This window comes from Kitasatospora sp. NPDC094015, from assembly GCF_040304075.1.
Classification (GTDB): Bacteria; Actinomycetota; Actinomycetes; order Streptomycetales; family Streptomycetaceae; genus Kitasatospora.
Genome location: NZ_JBEOUL010000002.1, coordinates 315,644 through 332,464, shown reverse-complemented (window position 1 = coordinate 332,464; position 16,821 = coordinate 315,644). Strand labels below are relative to the sequence as shown.

20 protein-coding genes are annotated in these 16,821 nt (G+C 73.4%); 14 read left to right on the top strand and 6 right to left on the bottom strand.

What is annotated here, in order from left to right:
• Nucleotides 1–10 precede the first annotated feature (10 nt).
• On the bottom strand, nt 11–634 hold the full coding sequence (locus ABT014_RS03800; protein ID WP_350636929.1) for an HAD family hydrolase: 624 nt from the start codon (nt 632–634) through the stop codon (nt 11–13).
• Between the two features lie 575 nt (nt 635–1,209).
• Here ABT014_RS03800 and ABT014_RS03795 point away from each other — a divergent pair.
• From ABT014_RS03795 to ABT014_RS03735, 13 genes are all read left to right on the top strand, one after another.
• On the top strand, nt 1,210–1,869 hold the full coding sequence (locus ABT014_RS03795) for a sporulation delaying protein family toxin (RefSeq protein WP_350636685.1): 660 nt from the start codon (nt 1,210–1,212) through the stop codon (nt 1,867–1,869).
• Between the two features lie 154 nt (nt 1,870–2,023).
• Nucleotides 2,024–2,620 (top strand): SdpA family antimicrobial peptide system protein, encoded by a 597-nt coding sequence (locus tag ABT014_RS03790; protein ID WP_350636682.1) that lies wholly within the window; start codon nt 2,024–2,026, stop codon nt 2,618–2,620.
• Complete coding sequence (locus tag ABT014_RS03785; RefSeq protein WP_350636680.1) at nt 2,611–3,612, top strand: sporulation-delaying protein SdpB family protein; 1,002 nt, start codon at nt 2,611–2,613, stop codon at nt 3,610–3,612. The genes ABT014_RS03790 and ABT014_RS03785 overlap by 10 nt, the downstream gene beginning before the upstream one ends.
• Nucleotides 3,612–5,111 carry a phytoene desaturase family protein gene (locus tag ABT014_RS03780; RefSeq protein ID WP_350636678.1) on the top strand — a complete coding sequence of 500 codons (1,500 nt, stop codon included), beginning with the start codon at nt 3,612–3,614 and terminating at the stop codon, nt 5,109–5,111. The genes ABT014_RS03785 and ABT014_RS03780 overlap by 1 nt, the downstream gene beginning before the upstream one ends.
• Before the next feature lie 57 nt (nt 5,112–5,168).
• Nucleotides 5,169–6,095 (top strand): ABC transporter ATP-binding protein, encoded by a 927-nt coding sequence (locus ABT014_RS03775; RefSeq protein WP_350636676.1) that lies wholly within the window; start codon nt 5,169–5,171, stop codon nt 6,093–6,095.
• Entirely contained in the window at nt 6,082–6,912 is an 831-nt protein-coding gene (locus ABT014_RS03770; RefSeq protein ID WP_350636674.1) for a hypothetical protein, read from the top strand. Before ABT014_RS03775 ends, ABT014_RS03770 begins: the two co-directional genes overlap by 14 nt.
• A 63-nt stretch (nt 6,913–6,975) precedes the next feature.
• Complete coding sequence (locus ABT014_RS03765) at nt 6,976–7,278, top strand: hypothetical protein (RefSeq protein ID WP_350636672.1); 303 nt, start codon at nt 6,976–6,978, stop codon at nt 7,276–7,278.
• An 81-nt stretch (nt 7,279–7,359) separates the two neighbouring features.
• On the top strand, nt 7,360–7,851 hold the full coding sequence (locus ABT014_RS03760) for a DUF2975 domain-containing protein (RefSeq protein ID WP_350636670.1): 492 nt from the start codon (nt 7,360–7,362) through the stop codon (nt 7,849–7,851).
• Entirely contained in the window at nt 7,851–8,072 is a 222-nt protein-coding gene (locus ABT014_RS03755; protein WP_350636668.1) for a helix-turn-helix domain-containing protein, read from the top strand. The genes ABT014_RS03760 and ABT014_RS03755 overlap by 1 nt, the downstream gene beginning before the upstream one ends.
• Before the next feature lie 396 nt (nt 8,073–8,468).
• Entirely contained in the window at nt 8,469–8,828 is a 360-nt protein-coding gene (locus tag ABT014_RS03750; RefSeq protein WP_350636666.1) for a helix-turn-helix domain-containing protein, read from the top strand.
• Between the two features lie 92 nt (nt 8,829–8,920).
• On the top strand, nt 8,921–9,400 hold the full coding sequence (locus ABT014_RS03745; RefSeq protein WP_350636664.1) for a hypothetical protein: 480 nt from the start codon (nt 8,921–8,923) through the stop codon (nt 9,398–9,400).
• On the top strand, nt 9,393–10,649 hold the full coding sequence (locus ABT014_RS03740; RefSeq protein WP_350636662.1) for an MAB_1171c family putative transporter: 1,257 nt from the start codon (nt 9,393–9,395) through the stop codon (nt 10,647–10,649). The genes ABT014_RS03745 and ABT014_RS03740 overlap by 8 nt, the downstream gene beginning before the upstream one ends.
• Complete coding sequence (locus tag ABT014_RS03735; protein WP_350636660.1) at nt 10,646–11,365, top strand: oxygenase MpaB family protein; 720 nt, start codon at nt 10,646–10,648, stop codon at nt 11,363–11,365. The genes ABT014_RS03740 and ABT014_RS03735 overlap by 4 nt, the downstream gene beginning before the upstream one ends.
• 23 nt (nt 11,366–11,388) lie before the next feature.
• Here ABT014_RS03735 and ABT014_RS03730 read toward each other — a convergent pair whose 3' ends face one another.
• Together ABT014_RS03730 and ABT014_RS03725 are read right to left on the bottom strand one after the other, a co-directional pair.
• Nucleotides 11,389–12,045 carry a response regulator gene (locus ABT014_RS03730; protein WP_350636658.1) on the bottom strand — a complete coding sequence of 219 codons (657 nt, stop codon included), beginning with the start codon at nt 12,043–12,045 and terminating at the stop codon, nt 11,389–11,391.
• A complete protein-coding gene (locus tag ABT014_RS03725; RefSeq protein ID WP_502894834.1) occupies nt 12,042–13,265 on the bottom strand; it encodes a sensor histidine kinase in 1,224 nt (407 codons plus the stop codon). Before ABT014_RS03725 ends, ABT014_RS03730 begins: the two co-directional genes overlap by 4 nt.
• 226 nt (nt 13,266–13,491) lie before the next feature.
• Here ABT014_RS03725 and ABT014_RS03720 point away from each other — a divergent pair, with 226 nt between their 5' ends.
• The gene (locus ABT014_RS03720) at nt 13,492–14,058 is read left to right on the top strand and encodes a GlcG/HbpS family heme-binding protein (RefSeq protein WP_350636656.1); all 567 of its coding nucleotides are present in this window, start codon (nt 13,492–13,494) and stop codon (nt 14,056–14,058) included.
• An 88-nt stretch (nt 14,059–14,146) separates the two neighbouring features.
• Here the strand turns inward: ABT014_RS03720 and ABT014_RS03715 are convergent, their stop codons facing one another.
• From ABT014_RS03715 to ABT014_RS03705, 3 genes are all read right to left on the bottom strand, one after another.
• Nucleotides 14,147–14,593, bottom strand: a complete 447-nt coding sequence (locus tag ABT014_RS03715) for a DUF7144 family membrane protein (protein ID WP_350636654.1) — start codon at nt 14,591–14,593, stop codon at nt 14,147–14,149.
• Nucleotides 14,594–14,708: 115 nt separating this feature from the next.
• The gene (locus ABT014_RS03710) at nt 14,709–15,107 is read right to left on the bottom strand and encodes an ACT domain-containing protein (protein ID WP_350636652.1); all 399 of its coding nucleotides are present in this window, start codon (nt 15,105–15,107) and stop codon (nt 14,709–14,711) included.
• 377 nt (nt 15,108–15,484) lie between these two features.
• Nucleotides 15,485–16,654 (bottom strand): alanine--tRNA ligase-related protein, encoded by a 1,170-nt coding sequence (locus ABT014_RS03705; protein ID WP_350636650.1) that lies wholly within the window; start codon nt 16,652–16,654, stop codon nt 15,485–15,487.
• Nucleotides 16,655–16,821: the final 167 nt, after the last annotated feature.

The window sequence follows — 16,821 nt, the reverse complement described above, 5'->3', positions numbered from 1 at the left end:
TTGCTGTTCCCTAGCGGGTGATCAGATCAGCCAGTTCCAGCAGGGAGTTGACGGTCCAGTCGGCGTTCGGGGCCGCTGTGGTGAGCCCGATCGGGCCGCGGCGCAGGTGCGCGGTCCGCAGGCCGGCTGCCGCAGCCGGTGTGATGTCGTTCTGCGGGTGGTCGCCGACGTACAGGATCTCGGCCGGGGCTCCTGGCGCCCAGCTGATGACGCGCTCGAAGAAGGACGAGGCCGGTTTCGCCACCTCCCACTCGGCACTCGTCGCGATCCCGTCCGCAGGCAGGTGCAGGCTCCGCAGCAGGTCTCCGACCCTGTGGTTCTGGTTTCCGGCGATGCCGACCCATACTCCGGCGGCGCTCAAGCGAGCGAGCGCAGGCCGTACGTCCGGGTAGAGGTCGGACTCGTCGAGGTGCTCGTCCTGGCCCGCGGCCCGACGGGCCGCCCATTCGGCGGGCACGTCGCAGCCGGGCCGAATGATCTTGATTGCCTCGGCATTGTCGAGGCCTCGGGCGAGGGCGCCGCCGACCAACGCGGACATCGTGTGCTGCGGGACGCCCAGCCAGCGGGCCCAGTCCGCCCAGTACCGGGTGTCGCTCGTCAGGGTCTCACCGATGTCGAACACCACAGATCTGATCACGCGGCGAGCCTAGCGGGCACCGTGCATGTCAAGAGCGAGCGCGTGTTCGTTGCGGGGCCATGGAGCACTCGCCCGGTGGGGTGCAAAAGGGCCTATCCGGAGCGGTTCGATCCGCCTTTTTGGATGTTGACCATCGATCAAGAACCCTCTTAGTATGGGCACGTCCTTGCAGGGGAGCGAGGACGCACGGGGAAGGTTCAAGAGTAGGCAAAGCTTTGGGGTCATTGCCCCCATGTCCACATTGTGGACGTGCACCGCTGCCGCTCTTGAACGGTTTGTCGGAATCTCTTCGGGGATTCCGGTGATCGGTCGGGGGACACATGCTGCACGGGAGATTCCTCCTGTCGTTTTTCGGTTTTCTTTGTTTCAACGATTCGACTCCGCAGAGATAGCGCTGTCTCTCCCCATCACGGGGCTCCCCACTCTGCGCGGGCGGACTCTCCGTCGTCTCCCGGGAACGGCCGATGCCGTTGCTGCGGGCCGGCCTGTCGCCCGCCGGTGTCCACCGCTCGCCGGACGTTCCATTCCGTGTCCGGGAGCATCAACGCACTGGAACAGTGAGGGTTTTTCGCATGCGTATCAAGACGTACACGGTCGCCGGCGCGACGCTGGCCGCCACCCTGATGGCCGGCGTCGCGGGGACGGCCTCGGCCGCCGACGCGGGCACCGCCGGTGCCGCTCCCGCCCGGAGCGTCGCCCAGGCGTCCTACTCGGACCGCGACGTGGTCGACTTCCTGGTCTTCGGCCAGGGGCAGGCCGCCACCGCCCACCCGGAGCTGGCCCGGCAGATCCGCGACCGCCGCGGCGACACGTCGGTCACCGACGCGCAGCTGTCGTCGCTGGTCCAGGGCATGCAGCAGGCCGACCCCGAGTACCACGCCCGGGTCACCGAGGCCGTGCAGTCCAAGGACCCGTTCGTGGTCCAGCAGGGCATGGTGTCGCTCAACGAGGACCTCAAGGGCTACATCGCCACCAACAGTGGCGCCAACACCCTCGACAGTGCCTCGATCGCCCGCCCGAACGGCTGGGTGTGGACCAAGTCCAACATCGTCACGGTCGCCAACGTGGCGGCCGCGATCAACGTCGCCGGTGCCACGAACGTGGCCGGCTTCGCCGAGGTCGCGGTCGTCGTCGTGATCGTCCCGGCCGCCGCCAGCTACGGCTTCGACCTGCAGCAGCCGGACCAGCTGGACGAGAACAACCTGGTCGCAGCGGTCGCCTCGGCCCTGTGACCGGGCGCCGGCCCCCACGCCGGCAGTCGTGAACACGCCGGCGGCCGAACGCCGGTGACGGGCCGTCCCGCCGCGACCGCGGCGCGGCGGGACGGCCCTTCCCCGCGCCGACGGCCGTCGGCCCCACCGCCCCCAGGGGATGAGGACCCTCCACATGTCGATCGATTCCGCCCCCGGCCGCTCCGCGACGAGCCCGTCGGGGCAGTCCGCCAGGCGGCAGCTGTACGTATTCTCCGCCGCCTGCGCGGTGCTCTTCGGATATCTCCTGGTCGCGCTCTTCTACACGCTGCCGAGCAATGCCCTCAGCAGTCGCCATTCCAAGGGGGCGCGGCCGTACTTCAACACCGTGACCCCGCAGGTGTGGGCCTTCTTCACCAAGAATCCGGAAGAGGTCCAGCTGGGCCTCTACGCTTCCCGTGACGGGTCCGTGGTGGATCTCCTGCACACCCCGCAGGGAAATCCGTCCAATCTCTTCGGGCTGTCCCGGAGCCAGCGGGCGCAAGGGCCGGAAATGGCCTATCTGAACGTCTCCGTCCCGGGCTGGCAGGACTGCGCCGGCCCGCTCGATCCGTGCCTCGTGCGGTCCGCCGCCACACCCGCGGTGAAGGTGGAGAACCGGAGTCCGGTGCGGACGGTGTGCGGGGATTCGTTCATCACGCAGGAATTCACCGTGCCGTGGTCCTATCGGAACATCGTGCCCTATTCGCACCGGGTCACGAAAATCGCTCACCTGGATGTCGCATGCCCATGATGTCGCCGGCCGTGCTCCTCGACGAGCAGGCCGCTCTGCTGCAGCGCCACCTCCGCCGGTTCGACGTCCGCTCCCGCTGGTTCGGCCTCGGGCGCTCGCTGATCTGCTTCGCCGAGCTGACGGTGGTCCTGCTGACGCCGGCGAAGGCTCTGCTCATCCCGGTCCTGACGATCACGGACGGAGCGCGCTGCGACGGCGTCCGGGCCGGCTCCGCGTTCTGCCTGGTGGGCGAGGACCACGGCGAGTGGGCCCGGTGGCTGCTGGTGGCGGTGCTGCTGGTGGCCGCGAGCGGGTACCGGCCCCGGTGGACGGCCGTCCCCCAACTGTGGGCGGTGTACTCGATCGCAGTGAGCATCTCGGTACCGGACGGCGGGGAGTCCGTCAGCCTGATCATGTCGATGCTGATGGTGCCGATCTCGCTGGCCGACGGCCGGACCTGGCACTGGACCCGGGACGCGGGCGCCGGCCCCGACGGGCCCGCGGCGGACCCGGTCGGACCGACCGCGCGGGCGGTCGCCTTCGCCGCGTTCTGCGCCATCCGGATCCAGCTCGCCTACATCTACCTCGACACCGCGATCAGCAAGTTCGGGGTCGCCGACTGGGCCAACGGCACCGCCGAGTACTACTTCCTGCGCGACAAGATGTTCGGCGTGGGCACCCCGTGGGACGGGCTGCTGCTGGCGGTCTCCAAGAACTCGCTGATCGTGGTCGCCATGACCTGGGGCGCGTTGGTCGTGGAACTGGTGATCGCCGGGTGCATCCTGGGCTCGCACCGCTGGCGCAAGGTCGGCCTGGTGCTCGACGTCCTCCTGCACGGGACGATCATCCTGACCATGGGGCTGTGGAGCTTCGGCCTGGTGATGATCGGCTGCGCGGTGCTGATCTCCATGCCGCCGCTGGCCGTGCCCGCCGAGGACGCCCCCGGGCCGGCGCCGCTCGCGGACCTGCCCGCCGCCGGCGCCCGGCGCCCGGCCGGGGTGGGCGCGGTCTGATGGCCGTACCGGGGGCCGGCGCCCGGGCGGGGCGGCGCGCCGGACGCGGGCCGGACGTGGCCGTGGTCGGCTCGGGGCCGAACGGCCTGGCCGCCGCGGTCACGATGGCCCGCGCCGGCCTGCGGGTCGAGCTGTACGAGGCGGCGCCGCAGGTGGGCGGCGGCCTGAGGTCCGCGCCGATCTTCCGCGACGACGTCCTGCACGACATCTGCGCGAGCGTGCACCCGATGGCCCTCGCCTCGCCGTTCCTGCGGCAGTTCGACCTCCCGGCGCACGGGGTCGAGCTGCTGGTGCCGGAGGTCGGTTACGCCCACCCGCTCGACGGGACGAGGGCCGCCGTCGCGTACCGCAGCCTGGAGCGGACCTGCGCCGGCCTCGGCGCGGACGGCCCGCGCTGGCGCGCCCTGATGGAGCCGCTGGTGCGGCACAGCGGCGCCGTGGTGGACCTGATGCTGCTCGGCCGCAGCCGTCTCCCGGCCGGCGCCGCGGCCCCCGCGCTCCTCGGCCGCCGGGTCCTCGCGCACGGCACCCGGGCGGCCGGTCACCGGTTCGCCGGACCCGAGGCCGCCGCCCTGCTGGCCGGCGTCGCCGCCCACGTGGTCGGACCGCTGCCCTCGCTCACCGGCGCGGCCGTCGCGATGATGCTGGGCCACCTGGCGCACACCGAGGGCGGATGGCCCCTGGTCCGCGGCGGCAGCGGCCGCCTCGCCGACGCGCTGGCCGCCGAACTGGTCCGGCTCGGCGGCCGGATCGTCACCGGCACCCGGATCGACGACCTGCGGGAGGTGGCGGACGCCCGGGTGGTCCTGCTCGACCTGGCGCCCAAGGAGTTCCTGCGCCTGGCCGGCCCGCTGCTGCCCGCCGGCTACCGCAGGAGCCTGCGCTCGTACCGCTACGGCCCGGGCGCGGCCAAGGTGGACTACCTGGTCTCGGAGCCGGTGCCGTGGGCCGCCCCGGAGGCCCGCCGGGCCGGCACGGTCCACCTCGGCGGCAGCGAGCAGGAGATCTTCCGCGCGGAGCGCCTGGTGGCGGACGGCGTCCGCCCGCCGGACCCGTTCGTGCTGGTGGTCGACCCCGCGGTGACCGACCCGGGCCGGGCCGCCGGCCGGCTGCGGCCGGTGTGGGCCTACGCCCACGTGCCGCACGGCGACCCCGCCGACCCGGTGGAGCTGGTCACCCGCCGGATCGAACGGTGGGCGCCCGGCTTCCGCGACACCGTGGTGGCCTCCCGCGGCCTGAGCGCCGCGCAGTTGGAGCTGTACAACCCGAACTACGTCGGCGGCGACATCGCGGCCGGGGCGCTGACCCTGCGGCAGTCCGTGTTGCGCCCGGCCCCCCGCTGGAACCCCTACCGGACGCCGCTGCCGGGGACGTACCTGTGCTCGGCCTCCACCCCGCCGGGACCGGGGGTGCACGGCATGTGCGGGTTCCTGGCGGCGAGATCCGCGTTGGCACGGGAGTTCGGGATCCGGATCCCGGCGGACGCGGCCTGGATATGACAAGAGCTTTGCCTTGGACGGAACATGACAGCGCATCAGGGATGTTAGGTTGAATCGGTGGCAGAACTGATGGTGGACGATGTCTCCGCGGGATACCGGGGAAAGCCGGTGGTGCGCGACATCGCACTCCGGTACGGGCCGGGGGTCCACATCCTGCTCGGGCCGAACGGCGCGGGAAAGACCACGACTTTCCGCGTACTGGCGGGAATTCTGACCCCGATGAGCGGACGGGTGCTGATCGACGGCGTCGATCCGCGGGTGTCCCCGGAGGCCAAGGCGGCGATCGGCCTGGCGACCCACCGCTCCGCCCTGGCGCCCCGGTTGAGCGTGCTCGACAACCTGCGCTACTGGGCCCGGGTGCTCGGCCTGCCGGGGCCGCGGATCGAGAGCGCGATCGCCGAGGTCCTGGAACTGCTGGCGCTCGAACCGCTGGCCGACGAGCGCATCGGCGCCCTCAGTCGCGGCCAGAACCAGCGGGTCGGACTGGCCAAGGCGTTCCTCGCCGGGCCACCCATCCTGCTGCTGGACGAGCCGATGGCCGGCCTCGACCCGGCCGGCTCCGCGCGGCTGTCCGACCACCTGCGCCGGCTCGCCGACAACGGTTCCACCATCGTCGTCTCCACCCACGCCCTGGCCGAGGCGCACCGCCTCGCCGACGACGTCACCGTGCTGCACGGCGGTCGGATCGTGGGCCGCGGCGAGCCCGCCGCCCTGCGGGCCGAACTGCTGGGCACCGCCTACCGCCTGCAGTTGCGCGGGACCGCCGGCCTGACCGCCGGCCTGGACGGTCTCGGGCACCGCTGGGAGCGGTCGCCGTCGGGGCCGGTCACCGTCGAGGTGGCGGACGAGAGCGCGGCGCAGGCGCTGGTGGCGGGCCTGGTGGCCGCGGGGGTGGGGCTCCACGAGGTGGTCCCGGTCCGCAACCCGCTCGAAGACGTGTACCAGGAACTCCAGGCCCAGGGGGCGGCTCATGACGGACGGTAGGTTGCGGGCGGACCTGGCGCGGGCGCGCATCCTCACCACCGCCCTGCTGTGGCGGATGCGGCAGGAGCGCCTGCGCAACACCCTGACGGTCCTGCTCCCGTTCGTCCTCACCACCGCGTCGGTCGTGGTGCTGCCGCTGCTCGGCGACGACAGTGCCATGAACGGCGCCGCGGGCAGCGCGGAACTCGGCCTCCGGTACGGCGCGCAGGGTGACACGGTCGCCGCGGGCATGCTGCTGATCCTGCTGCCCGGCGTGGTCGCCCTGCACTGCACCGTCGGCGCGGCCCTCGCGGTGCGCAACGTGGTCGGGGCCGAGGCCGGCGTCGGGGCACTGGAGTCCATGCTCGCGGCGCCGTACACCCCGGCCGCCATCGCGGGCGGGCTGCTGGGCCTGGCGCTGGTGGTCACCACCGTCCAGTGGGCGGTGATGAGCGGGCTGGCCGTGCTCGCCCTGGGGATCGCCACCTGGGCGCACCACGACAGCCTCGCGCTGGGCGCCGGCTACCCGCTCCTGGCCTTCGGCCTGCCGCTGCTCTCCGCCTGGGCCGCGGCCGCGCTCGCCCTGCTGTGCAACCTGCTGATGCCGAAGCTCTCCCAGCCCGCGCAGAGCGGTCTGGCCGGGAACGCCGGCGGCCTGGTCAACATCATCGCCATGCTCCCCGGCCTCGGCGCCATGATCGCCCTGGCCACCGGCCTCGGCGGCCTCGGGCCGATCCGGCTGCTGATCGTCACCGGCGGCGCCACCGCGGCCGTCATCGCGGGCTGCCTGCTGGGCATCGTCCGCGGATTCCGGCCGGAATCCGTGCTGGGCTCCTGATCGGCCGCGTCCCGTCCGTACCCGTCGAATCCGTCCGCACAACTCCCGAGGGGAATACCGAAGATGACCGTGTTGACCGTGACCGTGAGCCCGTCCCTGGTGGCCAAACCGTTCCATCTCGCCTTCACCAGGCCGGTCGTCGAAATCGACGGAATCGAGACGGAAACCGCCTGGGGCACGACGGAGTTCACGCTCGGCAGTGGTCAGCACGAGATTGCCGTCGCATTCCGCTACCGCGGGACGCACAAGGCGAAGCTCGCCCGCGCCCGGCACGAGCTCGCCGTCGCCGACGGCACCGAGCGGGTCCGCCTGACCGCCCGGCTGGGCGCCCGCAATGGGAGCAGCTTCACCATCACCGAGGAGTGACACCCGCCGGTCCGCACTTGCCGGGGCTATCGAAATTCGATAGATTCCCATCGCAAGTCGATGGAGGGATGGTCAACGGTCATGGGAAGACTGACAGTGCGCGCCCTGCGCGCCGTGCTCGCGGTGGTGTTCGCGGGCACCGTGGTCCTGCAGGTGGGGCTGGTGTGGGCGCTGGTCGGCGGGGGCGATCCGGAGGACGGCTCGATCCCGCTGACCGCGTTCCGGGTGGCCACCGTGCTGGGGATGGTGGCGATCCAGGTCGCGCTGGTCTGCGTGTGGCGGCTGGTGGCGATGGTGCGCCGCGGGACGGTCTTCTCGCACGCCGCCTTCCGGTACGTGAACGGGGTGATCGGCGCGATCGTGGCGCTCGCCCTGGTGTGGTTCGCGGTCACGGCCATCAATGCGCCGGGCCAGCGGGAGGACCCGGGCGTCTCGGTGATCATGGCCGGGATCGGCCTGGCCATCCTCGGCGTCGCACTCATCGTGCTGGTGCTGCGGATGCTGCTCACCCAGGCCCTGGCGCGCGACGTCGAGGCGGCCCAGCTGCAGGCCGAGCTGGACGAGGTGATCTGATGGCCATCCTCGTCGACATCGACGTGATGCTGGCCAGGCGCAAGATGTCGGTCGGCGAACTCGCGGAGCGGGTCGGGATCACGCCCGCCAACCTGGCGGTCCTCAAGAACGGCCGCGCCAAGGCGGTCCGGTTCGCCACCCTCGCCGCGCTCTGCGAGGTGCTCAAGTGCCAGCCGGGCGACCTGCTGCGCTGGGAGGCGGACGACTCCGCGAGCGGCTGACCGGCATCGGAGCCGTGATCCGGGGCGGTCATCCGGTGGTGCGCACCGGGGCGGTGATCCGGGCGCCGTTGCCCACCCCCGTGGGGCAGCGGCGCCCGGCGGCGTTGCGGCGGGGAAGCCGGGGGAGGGCAGGGGTGCGCGCGTGCCCGCCCAGGGTGTTGATCCTCCCGCTGCGCAGGAAAGGTGTCAACTATCGTTGATCGGCCGACCGGGGAAGCCGTGCCAATTCGCCCGGTACGACCCTTTGGTCCGCAACGATCGTGCAGATCGATACACATGTCGGATTCTGGCGACACGTCAGACCGTTCTATGATCCGCCATATGTCCACGGATACTCCACCATCGGAAACGCCAGGATCGCCGGACTTCGCGGCCCGGTTCCGGAGGCTGATCAGCGTGATCTACCCCAAGGATCTCGGCCGCCCCTGGCGCGACTCGGAGATAGCCGAGGGCACCGGCCTCAGCGGCACCTACATCGGCAACCTCCGCAAGGGCACCCAGAAGCCGAGCCTGGAGAACGCCGTGAAGATCGCGAAGTTCTTCGGCGTCCCGCTGGACTACTTCAGCGACTCCGCCACCGCCCAGGCCGTCGAGCGGGACCTGCGGAAGATCGAGGCGCTGCGCGACACCCGGGTCGAGCGGATCGCGATGCGGGCCGCCGGACTGCCGCCCGCCATGCAGGACGCCGCCCTCACTATTGTGGAACAACTGCGCAGGGCGGTCGGCCTTCCCGACGACGGCAACCCCGTGGCGTGAGTGACTACCAGCAGCTGCCGCTGGGGCGGTGGCGGCGGCCCGAGGGGGACCACGTGCAAGGTGTAGGACGTACCCGACGCCGGATGCGCTCCGTGGCAAGGCAGTTGGGGCTCCCCCCGCTGAGCACGGTGGAGGAGCTGTGTGCCGCGGTGGCCGACCGTTCCGGGCGCCCGGTTCGGCTGGCGCCCCGGCGGATGCGGGTGGGGGAGCCGTCCGGCTTCGTCGAACGCCGGGCGGACGCCGACGTGATCCACTACGAGCAGGAGACCTCCGGCCTGCACCAGGCGCACATCATTTGCCACGAACTGGCCCACCTGCTCTGCGGCCACCTGGCCGAGGTGCGGCCCGGCGCCGGCCCGGACGGCGATCCGGCCCGGGCCGTGGAACTCCCCACCATCGACCCGGAGATGCTCCGCCTCGTCCTCGGCCGCTCGCACTACGACGACGCCGCCGAGCAGGAGGCCGAGGTGCTCGGCGCCGAGCTGATGCGGATCCTGGTGCTCGCCCCCGGCGCCGGCACCACCTCCCAGCTGGCGCCCGCCCTGGAGCACCGCAAGGGCCAGCATGTCTGAACGTCCCGCCGAACTCCCCTTCGATCTCGGCTACTTCACCATCGGATCGGCCGCCTGGCTGGTCGCCGCGCTCAAGATCCGGGCCTGGCGCCGGGAACCCTCCCGCGGCCTGCTGGTGGTCGCGCTCGCGATCGCCTCGCCCGCCACCGCCTTCCTGCTGGCCGCCCCCGTGCTCTACCGGGCGGTCGACCGGCTCACCCGGGTCGGCAACCTGGCGACCCTGCTGGTCTACCTCGCCATCACCGGCTTCTCCGCCGCCGCCGTGGTGCTCGCGCTGATCTGGACCCCGCCCGGCCGCCGGGCCGGCAGCGTGGTCTGGGACGCGGCGACCGCCGACACCTGGCTCCGGGCGCGCCGCCGGCTGCTGCTGTTCGCACTGCTCGCCCCGGCCATGGTCGTCCTGTTCCTGCTCGGCGGCCCGTACCGCCCCGAGACACCGCTGACCTTCGACACCGCCTTCGCCCGGACCCCCGCGACCGCGCTCTTCCTCGCCCTCTACCAGGGCCTGTTCGCCTTCGCGCTGCTCGACATCAGCCGGGTCTGCCTCGGCCACGCCGCCCGGCTCCCGGCCGGGCCGCTGCGCCGCGGCATCCGCCGGATCGCCTTCGGCGGCCTCACCGCCTGCGGCTACGTGCTGTGCAAGATCCTGGCGATCGGTGCGGCCGGCGCCGGACGCACCGGCCTGGACTGGCTGAGCACCGGCCTCGGCCCGGTCTTCGCCGCCGCCGGCGCCGTCCTGATCACCACGGGATTCGCCGGCCCGGCGGCCGCCGCCTGGCTGCGCCGCCGCCGCGACTACCACGCGCTGCGCCCGCTCTGGGACCTGGTCTACCGGGCCGACCGCCGGCTGGCCCTGGAGACGCCGCCGTCGGCCCGCATTGAACGCCTGGCCGTCCGCGACCTGGAGTGGCGTACGGCCCGGCGCGGGCTGGAGATCCGCGACGGCCAGCTGACGCTGCGGCCCTGGGTGGACCCGGCGGTGGTGGCCGCCGCCGCCGCGGTCGCCGAACGGGCCGGCCTGGACGAGGCCGAGCGCTCGGCCCTGGTGGTCGCCGCCGCCCTGCGCTCGGCCGTGCTGGCGCTGAACGCCGGTGCGCTGCCCCGCCCGCGCGAGGAGCAGGCCTCGCTGCCCGGCCTGGACGCGGAGCCCGCCGGGGAGCGGGCGCACCTGGTCCGGGTCGCCCGCCGACTGGAGGGCCCGCTCACCGCGCAGGCCCTGACCGCCGGAGCCGCCGGAGCCGCCGGGTGAGCGCGGCTGCGGCGGGGGCGCCCCGCGACCCGTACGCGCGGCTGGTGCTGGAGCGCTCGCCCGAGGAGGCCCGGATCGGGCTGACCCTGGGGTTCGTCCGGACCTTCGCCGTGCCGGAGATCGCCGCGGTGCTGCACGCCACCGGCCGGATGACCGGCCTCCCGAAGGCCCGGGCCAAGGCCACCGGCGCGGCCATGTTCGCGCTGATCGAGCACGGCCCGCAGAGCGCGCCGGGCGCCCGGATCGTCGCCGAACTCCGCCGGGTCCACGAACGTCCGGGCATCACGCCGGAGTTGATGCACTACGTGCTGGCCTGCTTCACGGTGAGCCCGCTGCGCTTCCTCGCCGCGTACGGGCCCCGGCCGCCGGCCGCCGAGGAGCGGGCGGCGGCGTACGCCTTCCACCAGGGCCTCGCCCGCGCGCTCGGCCTGCCCCCGGCGACCGGCCACGGGCTGCCCGAACTGGAGCGCTGGACGGGGGAGTTCGAGCGTGAACGGTTCGGCCCCAGCGCGGCCGGCCGGGAGCTGTGGGCGGCCACCAGCGGGCTGCTGGCCTCCCGACTGCCGGGCCCCGCAGCGCGGTTGGCGCCCACGGTGGCCGCGGTGCTGCTGGACGACCCGGTCCGGGCGGCCCTCGGGGTGCGCCGCCCCGCCGCCCCGGTCCGGGCCCTGGTGGCGGGGGCGCTACGGCTGCGCGCCCGCCGGCACGCGGCCTGAACAGCTATTCGACGTACGGAAGTTCAGCGCAGCAGCCGGCGCTCGGTGGCGGCGGCGACGGCGCCGGCGCGGGTGTCGACGCCCAGCTTGGTGTAGATCCGGCCGAGGTGGGTCTTGACGGTGGCCTCGCTGATGAACAGCGCCCGGGCGATCTCCCGGTTGCCGTGCCCCTGGGCGAGCTGCGCCAGGATGTCCAGCTCGCGGTCGGTGAGTTGGGGGGCCGGTGCCCGCATCTGCGCCATCACCCGGGTCGCTACCGGCGCCGACAGCGCGGTCCGGCCGTCGGCGGCGGCCCGGATGGCGGCGAACAACTCCTCCGGACGTTCGGCCTTGAGCAGATAACCGGTGGCGCCGGCGGCGATCGCCCGGGTGATGTCGGCGTCGGTGTCGTAGGTGGTGAGCACCAGCACCCGGGCGCCCGAGGCACCCGAGGCGCCCGAGGCACCCGAGGCGGCCGCGGTGATCCGGCGGGTGGCCTCGATGCCGTCGATGCCCGCGCCGAGCTGGAGGTCCATCAGCACCACGTCCGGCCGCAGCCGGGCGGCCAGCGCGATCGCCTCCTCGCCGCTGCCCGCCTCGCCGGCCACCTCGATGCCCGGGGCGCTGGCGAGCAGCGCCAGCAGCCCGGCCCGGACCACCGCGTGGTCGTCGCAGACCAGCACCCGCACGGTCGCGCTCACACCGCCCCCACCGGGACGGCGAGCGGGACGCAGGCGGAGACCACGGTGCCCTCGCCGGGGGCGCTCTCCACGGTGAGGACACCGCCGAGCTGCCGCAGCCTGGCCCGCATCGCCGGGAGCCCGTGGCCGCGCCCGGCACCCCCGTCCGGCCCGGCGCCGCCCTCGGGGGCGAAGCCGCGCCCGTCGTCCGCGATGTCCAGCACGGCCTGGTCGCCCAGGTACGAGAGGGTCAGCGCGGCCGTCCGGGCGCCGGCGTGCTCGCGGACGTTGGCCAGCGCGCCCTGCGCGATCCGCAGCAGCGCGGCCTGCGCGGCGGCGGGCAGCGGCACCGGCGTGCCGTCGACGTGGCAGCGCACCGGCCGCCCGCCCTCGGCGCTCTCCCGCTCGGCCAGCGCGTGCAGGGCGGCGTCCAGGGTGCCGCCGTCCGCGAGCTCGGCGGGGGCGAGGTCGTGGACGAAGCGGCGGGCCTCGGCGAGGTTGCGGGCGGTGATCGCGGTGGCGGTCCGGACGTGGCCGCGCGCGGTCGCCTGGTCCCCGTCCCAGGTGCGCTCGGCGGCCTGGAGCAGCATCTGCTGGCTGGACAGCCCCTGCGCCAGGGTGTCGTGGATCTCCATCGCCAGCCGCTCCCGCTCCGCGAGCGCGCCCTCGCGCCGGCCGGTGGCGGCCAGTTCCCGGCGGGTGCTGATCAGGTCGTCGATCAGGGCGCGCTGCCGGGCGCCCTGGCGCTCCATGTACAGGAAGACGGCCGCGGCCAGCGCCGCCACGGTCGGTGGCAGCAGCGGCAGGGTCGGGTCGAACCCGTCGGCCAGCCGGAGTTCGGCGGCCACCACCAGTGCCGTCATCGCGGCCACCACGGGGAGCGCGCCGCGGGCCGGCAGCGCCCGCAGCACGGTGTAGATCAGCGGGACGGCGCACCAGGCGAAGCTGGGCGCGGTCAGCACCAGCACGGCCCAGCTGCCGAGCACCGCGAGCAGGCCGGCCAGCTCGGCCGGACGCCGGCCGTCGCCGGCCAGCCGCCCGGGCCGGCGGGTCGGCAGCAGCAGGTGGCCGGCCGCCAGCGCCAGGCCGAGGCCGACCACCCACGGGGTGCGCCCGGCGGACCAGTGGTGGGACAGGTAGCGGGTGAGCGAGGCGGTGAGCAGCAGCAGGAAGGCGATCCGCATCACCATGGCCAGCCACCCCGCGTCGGGGTCGCCGGCCGGGGGCCGATGGTCGTCCACGTGCTCTCCTCGCCTGCCGGTACCGGGCCGCTGACCGGCGCTTCCTCTCGCATGGTGGCCCGTTCCGGGCCCGTACGCATCAGCCGATCGGTCGACCCGCACGTCATCCATGATGCCTGCGCTCTGCGGCCGGTACGCCGACCCGCAGGCGGTGCCGGCGGCCGGAGGATCGAAGCAGAGCGGGAGCCGACCGGGCTCCCGGCGCCGATGTCGATGGAGCCGAACCATGAAGAAGATGAGCCTGCGGGCCCGGGTACTCACCGGTGCGGTCGCGGTCGCCGCCCTGGGCGCGGGCACCCTGGGCGCCGTGTCGGCCAGCGCCGACACGGGCGCCGGCCAGCCCGGCCAGGCCCCGGCGGCCGTCCGTGCGGACGCCTCCGACCGCAACCTGACCCAGTCCACCGGCCTGACCGCCGAGGCGGCCACCAAGGCGGCGCAGGCGGCCCTGGACGCGGCCCGCAAGGCCGGGCAGCACGTCTCGGTGGCCGTGGTGGACCGGGACGGCATCACCCGGGTGCTGCTGAAGGGTGACGGCGCCGGTCCGCAGTCGGCCGAGTCCGCCGAGCGCAAGGCGTTCACGGCCGTGTCCTGGAACGCGCCCACCTCCGAGCTGGTGAAGCGGCTGGCGACCACCCCGAACCTGAAGGACATCCCGGGCACCCTGTTCCTGGGCGGCGGCGCCCCGGTGCAGGCCAAGGGCGCCCCGATCGCGGCCGTCGGCGTGGCGGGCGCGCCCAGCGGCGACCTGGACGAGCAGTTCGCCCAGGCCGGCGTGGCGGCGCTCGGCAAGTAGCCGCCACCGGGCCGCGGCCCGGGCACGACGCGGGGCCGGCTCCTTCGAGCGGGCCCCGCGTCCGGTACGCCGCGCGGTGGCGTGCGGGTCAGTAGTAGCTCGGCCGGTCCGACCGGTAGACGCACAGTGCCCAGATCACGAACACGTCCAGCGCGATCAGCACCAGCGACCAGAGCGGGTAGTACGGCAGCGACAGGAAGCTGCCGAGCATCGCCAGCGAGGCGAAGAAGATGCCCGCGATCCGCGCCCAGGTCGACGCCCGCAGCAGGGCGAAGCCGGTGAGCGCCACCAGCAGGCCGAGGATCAGGTGGATCCAGCCCCAGCTGGTCAGGTCGAGCCGGAACACGTACCGGGGGGTGGAGACGAAGACGTCGTCGTCGGCAATGGCCATGATCCCCTGGAAGATCTCCAGGATCCCGTTGACGATCAGCACCACGGCGGCGAACAGCACCAGCCCGCTGACCCAGGCGCTGTTGTCGGATCCGGGGGGCCGGCTCGCGGGGGAGGGCGCGGCGGGTCCGGGGACAGTACTCATGGATCCTCCTCGACGTGAGGCACTTGTCACCCGACCTTCGGCCCGGCCCGCCCGGCCCCGCAATCGGAAGCCGCCATCGGGGTGACCCCGGGCCCGGTCGGGCCCGCGCCGCGGCTCAGGAGGTGCCGGCCGCCAGCTCGCGCAGGGCGTCGACCGCCCGGTCGGCCTGATCGGCGCCGACGAAGAGGTGGTCGTGGTGGTAGCCGGCCACCACGTTGCAGCTGATGCCCCGCTCGGCGAGGTGTCCGGCGACGGCCGCGGTGAGCCCGACGGCGTCCAGCGCGGAGTGGATCTGCAGGGTGATCCAGGCGGCCACGTACTCGTACCGCAGCCCCAGCGCGTCCGCCTCCTCCTGCGCCACCACGACGGTCGGCCCTTCGGCCTCGACCACCGTCACCACCGGCCGCAGCCCCGCGGGGACCCGGCCGGGAAGGGTGCAGTACACGTACCGGCCCGGATTGAGCACCGGTCGCATCCCGCCGAGCAGCTTCTGGAGATCGCGTTCGCCTGCCATGCGGCCACGGTAGTGCGTACCCCGCCGCCCCGGGCGGTTTCCGCCGCACCACCCCCACGTGTCGCCGACCGCGGCGGTCGGCGGTTCGCAACCTGTCTCGGCGAAGACCGGTCACCGGCCCGTGGTGTGGCTCAGAGCTCGCCCGTGGTCCGCGCGAAGAAGTGACAGCGCACCTGGACCGGTTGCCAACGGAGTTGGCCGGACGCAGTTCGCTCCTGGTGGCGGGCTTGGCAATGGCGTCGAGAGATGGACCGACGGCGTTTCATGTCGATGAAGCTGAACCGAGAGCGGCAGGTCAGCACTCCTACCGCGTGGTGGATCCCCGCGTCCGCGGCTGCGGATCCACCACGCAGGTGGGGGGTCAGGTCTCCGGACCGCTACTGCGGCCGCAGGTTCAGGACGAGGTCGCGCGGCAGACCGTGGGTGTCGTGGAGGTAGCAGAGGTCCTCCTCACTCAGCGGGCCGCTCCGGAACCGGGGGCGGGCCAGGATCTGGCGGCCGCGCTCCAGGAGCCGGCCGAACCGGCGTTCCTCCTCCAGCAGGACCCGGCGGACGACGTCCAGCTCTTCGTTCTGCCGGAAGTGGTCCAGGGTGTGCCGGATCAGCTCGTCCGGCAGGTCACCGAGACTGCGCGAGGGGTCGTCCTGCCACAACACGGTGAGCACCCGACGGACCAGGCGGCGCAGCACGTAACCCCGCCCGGTGTTGCCCGGGCGGACCCCGTCGCCGATCACCACGACGGCCGAACGCAGGTGGTCCCAGACCACCCGCAGCGACGGGCCGTCCACGTGCCACAGCGGCGGTACGGTCCGGCGCCAGGGGTCGAACACGTCGCACTCGAAGACCGACCGCTTCCCCTGCAGCAGCATGGCCAGCCGTTCCAGGCCGAGCCCGGTGTCGACGTTGCGCTGGGGGAGCGGCTGAAGCGAACCGTCGTCGAGGCGTCGGTGACGCATCATCACCTGGTTCCACACCTCGACCCAGCGGTCGTCACCGGTCGGCGTCGACTCCGGCGGGGTGTCGCCCGTCCACAGGAAGATCTCCGAGTCGGGTCCGCACGGGCCGGTCGGCCCGTTGGACCACCAGTTGTCCTCGACGGTGAGTTCGACCGGAAGCCCGCGCTCCTGCCACAGGTCGAGCGAGGCGGTGTCCGGGCCGGTCTGCTCGTCGCCGCCGAAGACCGTGACGTGGAGCAGCCCCGGGTCGATGCCGAACCCCTCGGTGAGCAGCCCGTAGCCCCAGTCGAGACTCTGCGGGCCCTCGTAGTCGCCGAGCGACCAGGTGCCGAGCATCTCGAAGACGGTCAGGTGGGTGGGGTCGCCGACCTCCTCGAGATCGGTGGTGCGCAGACAGCGCTGCACGTTGACCAGCCGCCGGCCGAGCGGGTGCGGGCGGCCCTCCAGGTACGGGGTGAGCGGGTGCATGCCGGAGGTGGTGAACAGCACCGGGTCGCCCTCGGGCGGCAGCAGGGTCGAGCCGTCGATGCGGTGGTGGCCGCGCTCCTCGAAGTACTCGACGAACGTGCGGACGATTCTGTCGGTGTTCATGGTGTGGCTCCTTGCCTGGCTGGCGGGGAGGCACCGGACGACGGGTCCGCAAGATCATCGGCAAACGGGGGCGAGAACGCCACGACGGCACCGGCGGACCGTTTCCGGTGGCCGATGGGACGTGGGAGGTACGTCAGGCGGCGGCGACCGGCGAGCTTGTCGCTCGC

What these genes read in the sequence shown, in the direction of transcription:
- ABT014_RS03790 (WP_350636682.1), top strand. Translation starts at nt 2,024, where the DNA reads ATGTCGATCGATTCCGCCCCCGGCCGCTCCGCGACGAGCCCGTCGGGG.
- ABT014_RS03770 (WP_350636674.1), top strand. Translation starts at nt 6,082, where the DNA reads ATGACGGACGGTAGGTTGCGGGCGGACCTGGCGCGGGCGCGCATCCTC.
- ABT014_RS03705 (WP_350636650.1), bottom strand. Translation starts at nt 16,654, where the DNA reads ATGAACACCGACAGAATCGTCCGCACGTTCGTCGAGTACTTCGAGGAG.
- ABT014_RS03755 (WP_350636668.1), top strand. Translation starts at nt 7,851, where the DNA reads ATGGCCATCCTCGTCGACATCGACGTGATGCTGGCCAGGCGCAAGATG.
- ABT014_RS03715 (WP_350636654.1), bottom strand. Translation starts at nt 14,593, where the DNA reads ATGAGTACTGTCCCCGGACCCGCCGCGCCCTCCCCCGCGAGCCGGCCC.
- ABT014_RS03720 (WP_350636656.1), top strand. Translation starts at nt 13,492, where the DNA reads ATGAAGAAGATGAGCCTGCGGGCCCGGGTACTCACCGGTGCGGTCGCG.
- ABT014_RS03710 (WP_350636652.1), bottom strand. Translation starts at nt 15,107, where the DNA reads ATGGCAGGCGAACGCGATCTCCAGAAGCTGCTCGGCGGGATGCGACCG.
- ABT014_RS03795 (WP_350636685.1), top strand. Translation starts at nt 1,210, where the DNA reads ATGCGTATCAAGACGTACACGGTCGCCGGCGCGACGCTGGCCGCCACC.
- ABT014_RS03785 (WP_350636680.1), top strand. Translation starts at nt 2,611, where the DNA reads ATGCCCATGATGTCGCCGGCCGTGCTCCTCGACGAGCAGGCCGCTCTG.
- ABT014_RS03740 (WP_350636662.1), top strand. Translation starts at nt 9,393, where the DNA reads ATGTCTGAACGTCCCGCCGAACTCCCCTTCGATCTCGGCTACTTCACC.
- ABT014_RS03765 (WP_350636672.1), top strand. Translation starts at nt 6,976, where the DNA reads ATGACCGTGTTGACCGTGACCGTGAGCCCGTCCCTGGTGGCCAAACCG.
- ABT014_RS03760 (WP_350636670.1), top strand. Translation starts at nt 7,360, where the DNA reads ATGGGAAGACTGACAGTGCGCGCCCTGCGCGCCGTGCTCGCGGTGGTG.
- ABT014_RS03780 (WP_350636678.1), top strand. Translation starts at nt 3,612, where the DNA reads ATGGCCGTACCGGGGGCCGGCGCCCGGGCGGGGCGGCGCGCCGGACGC.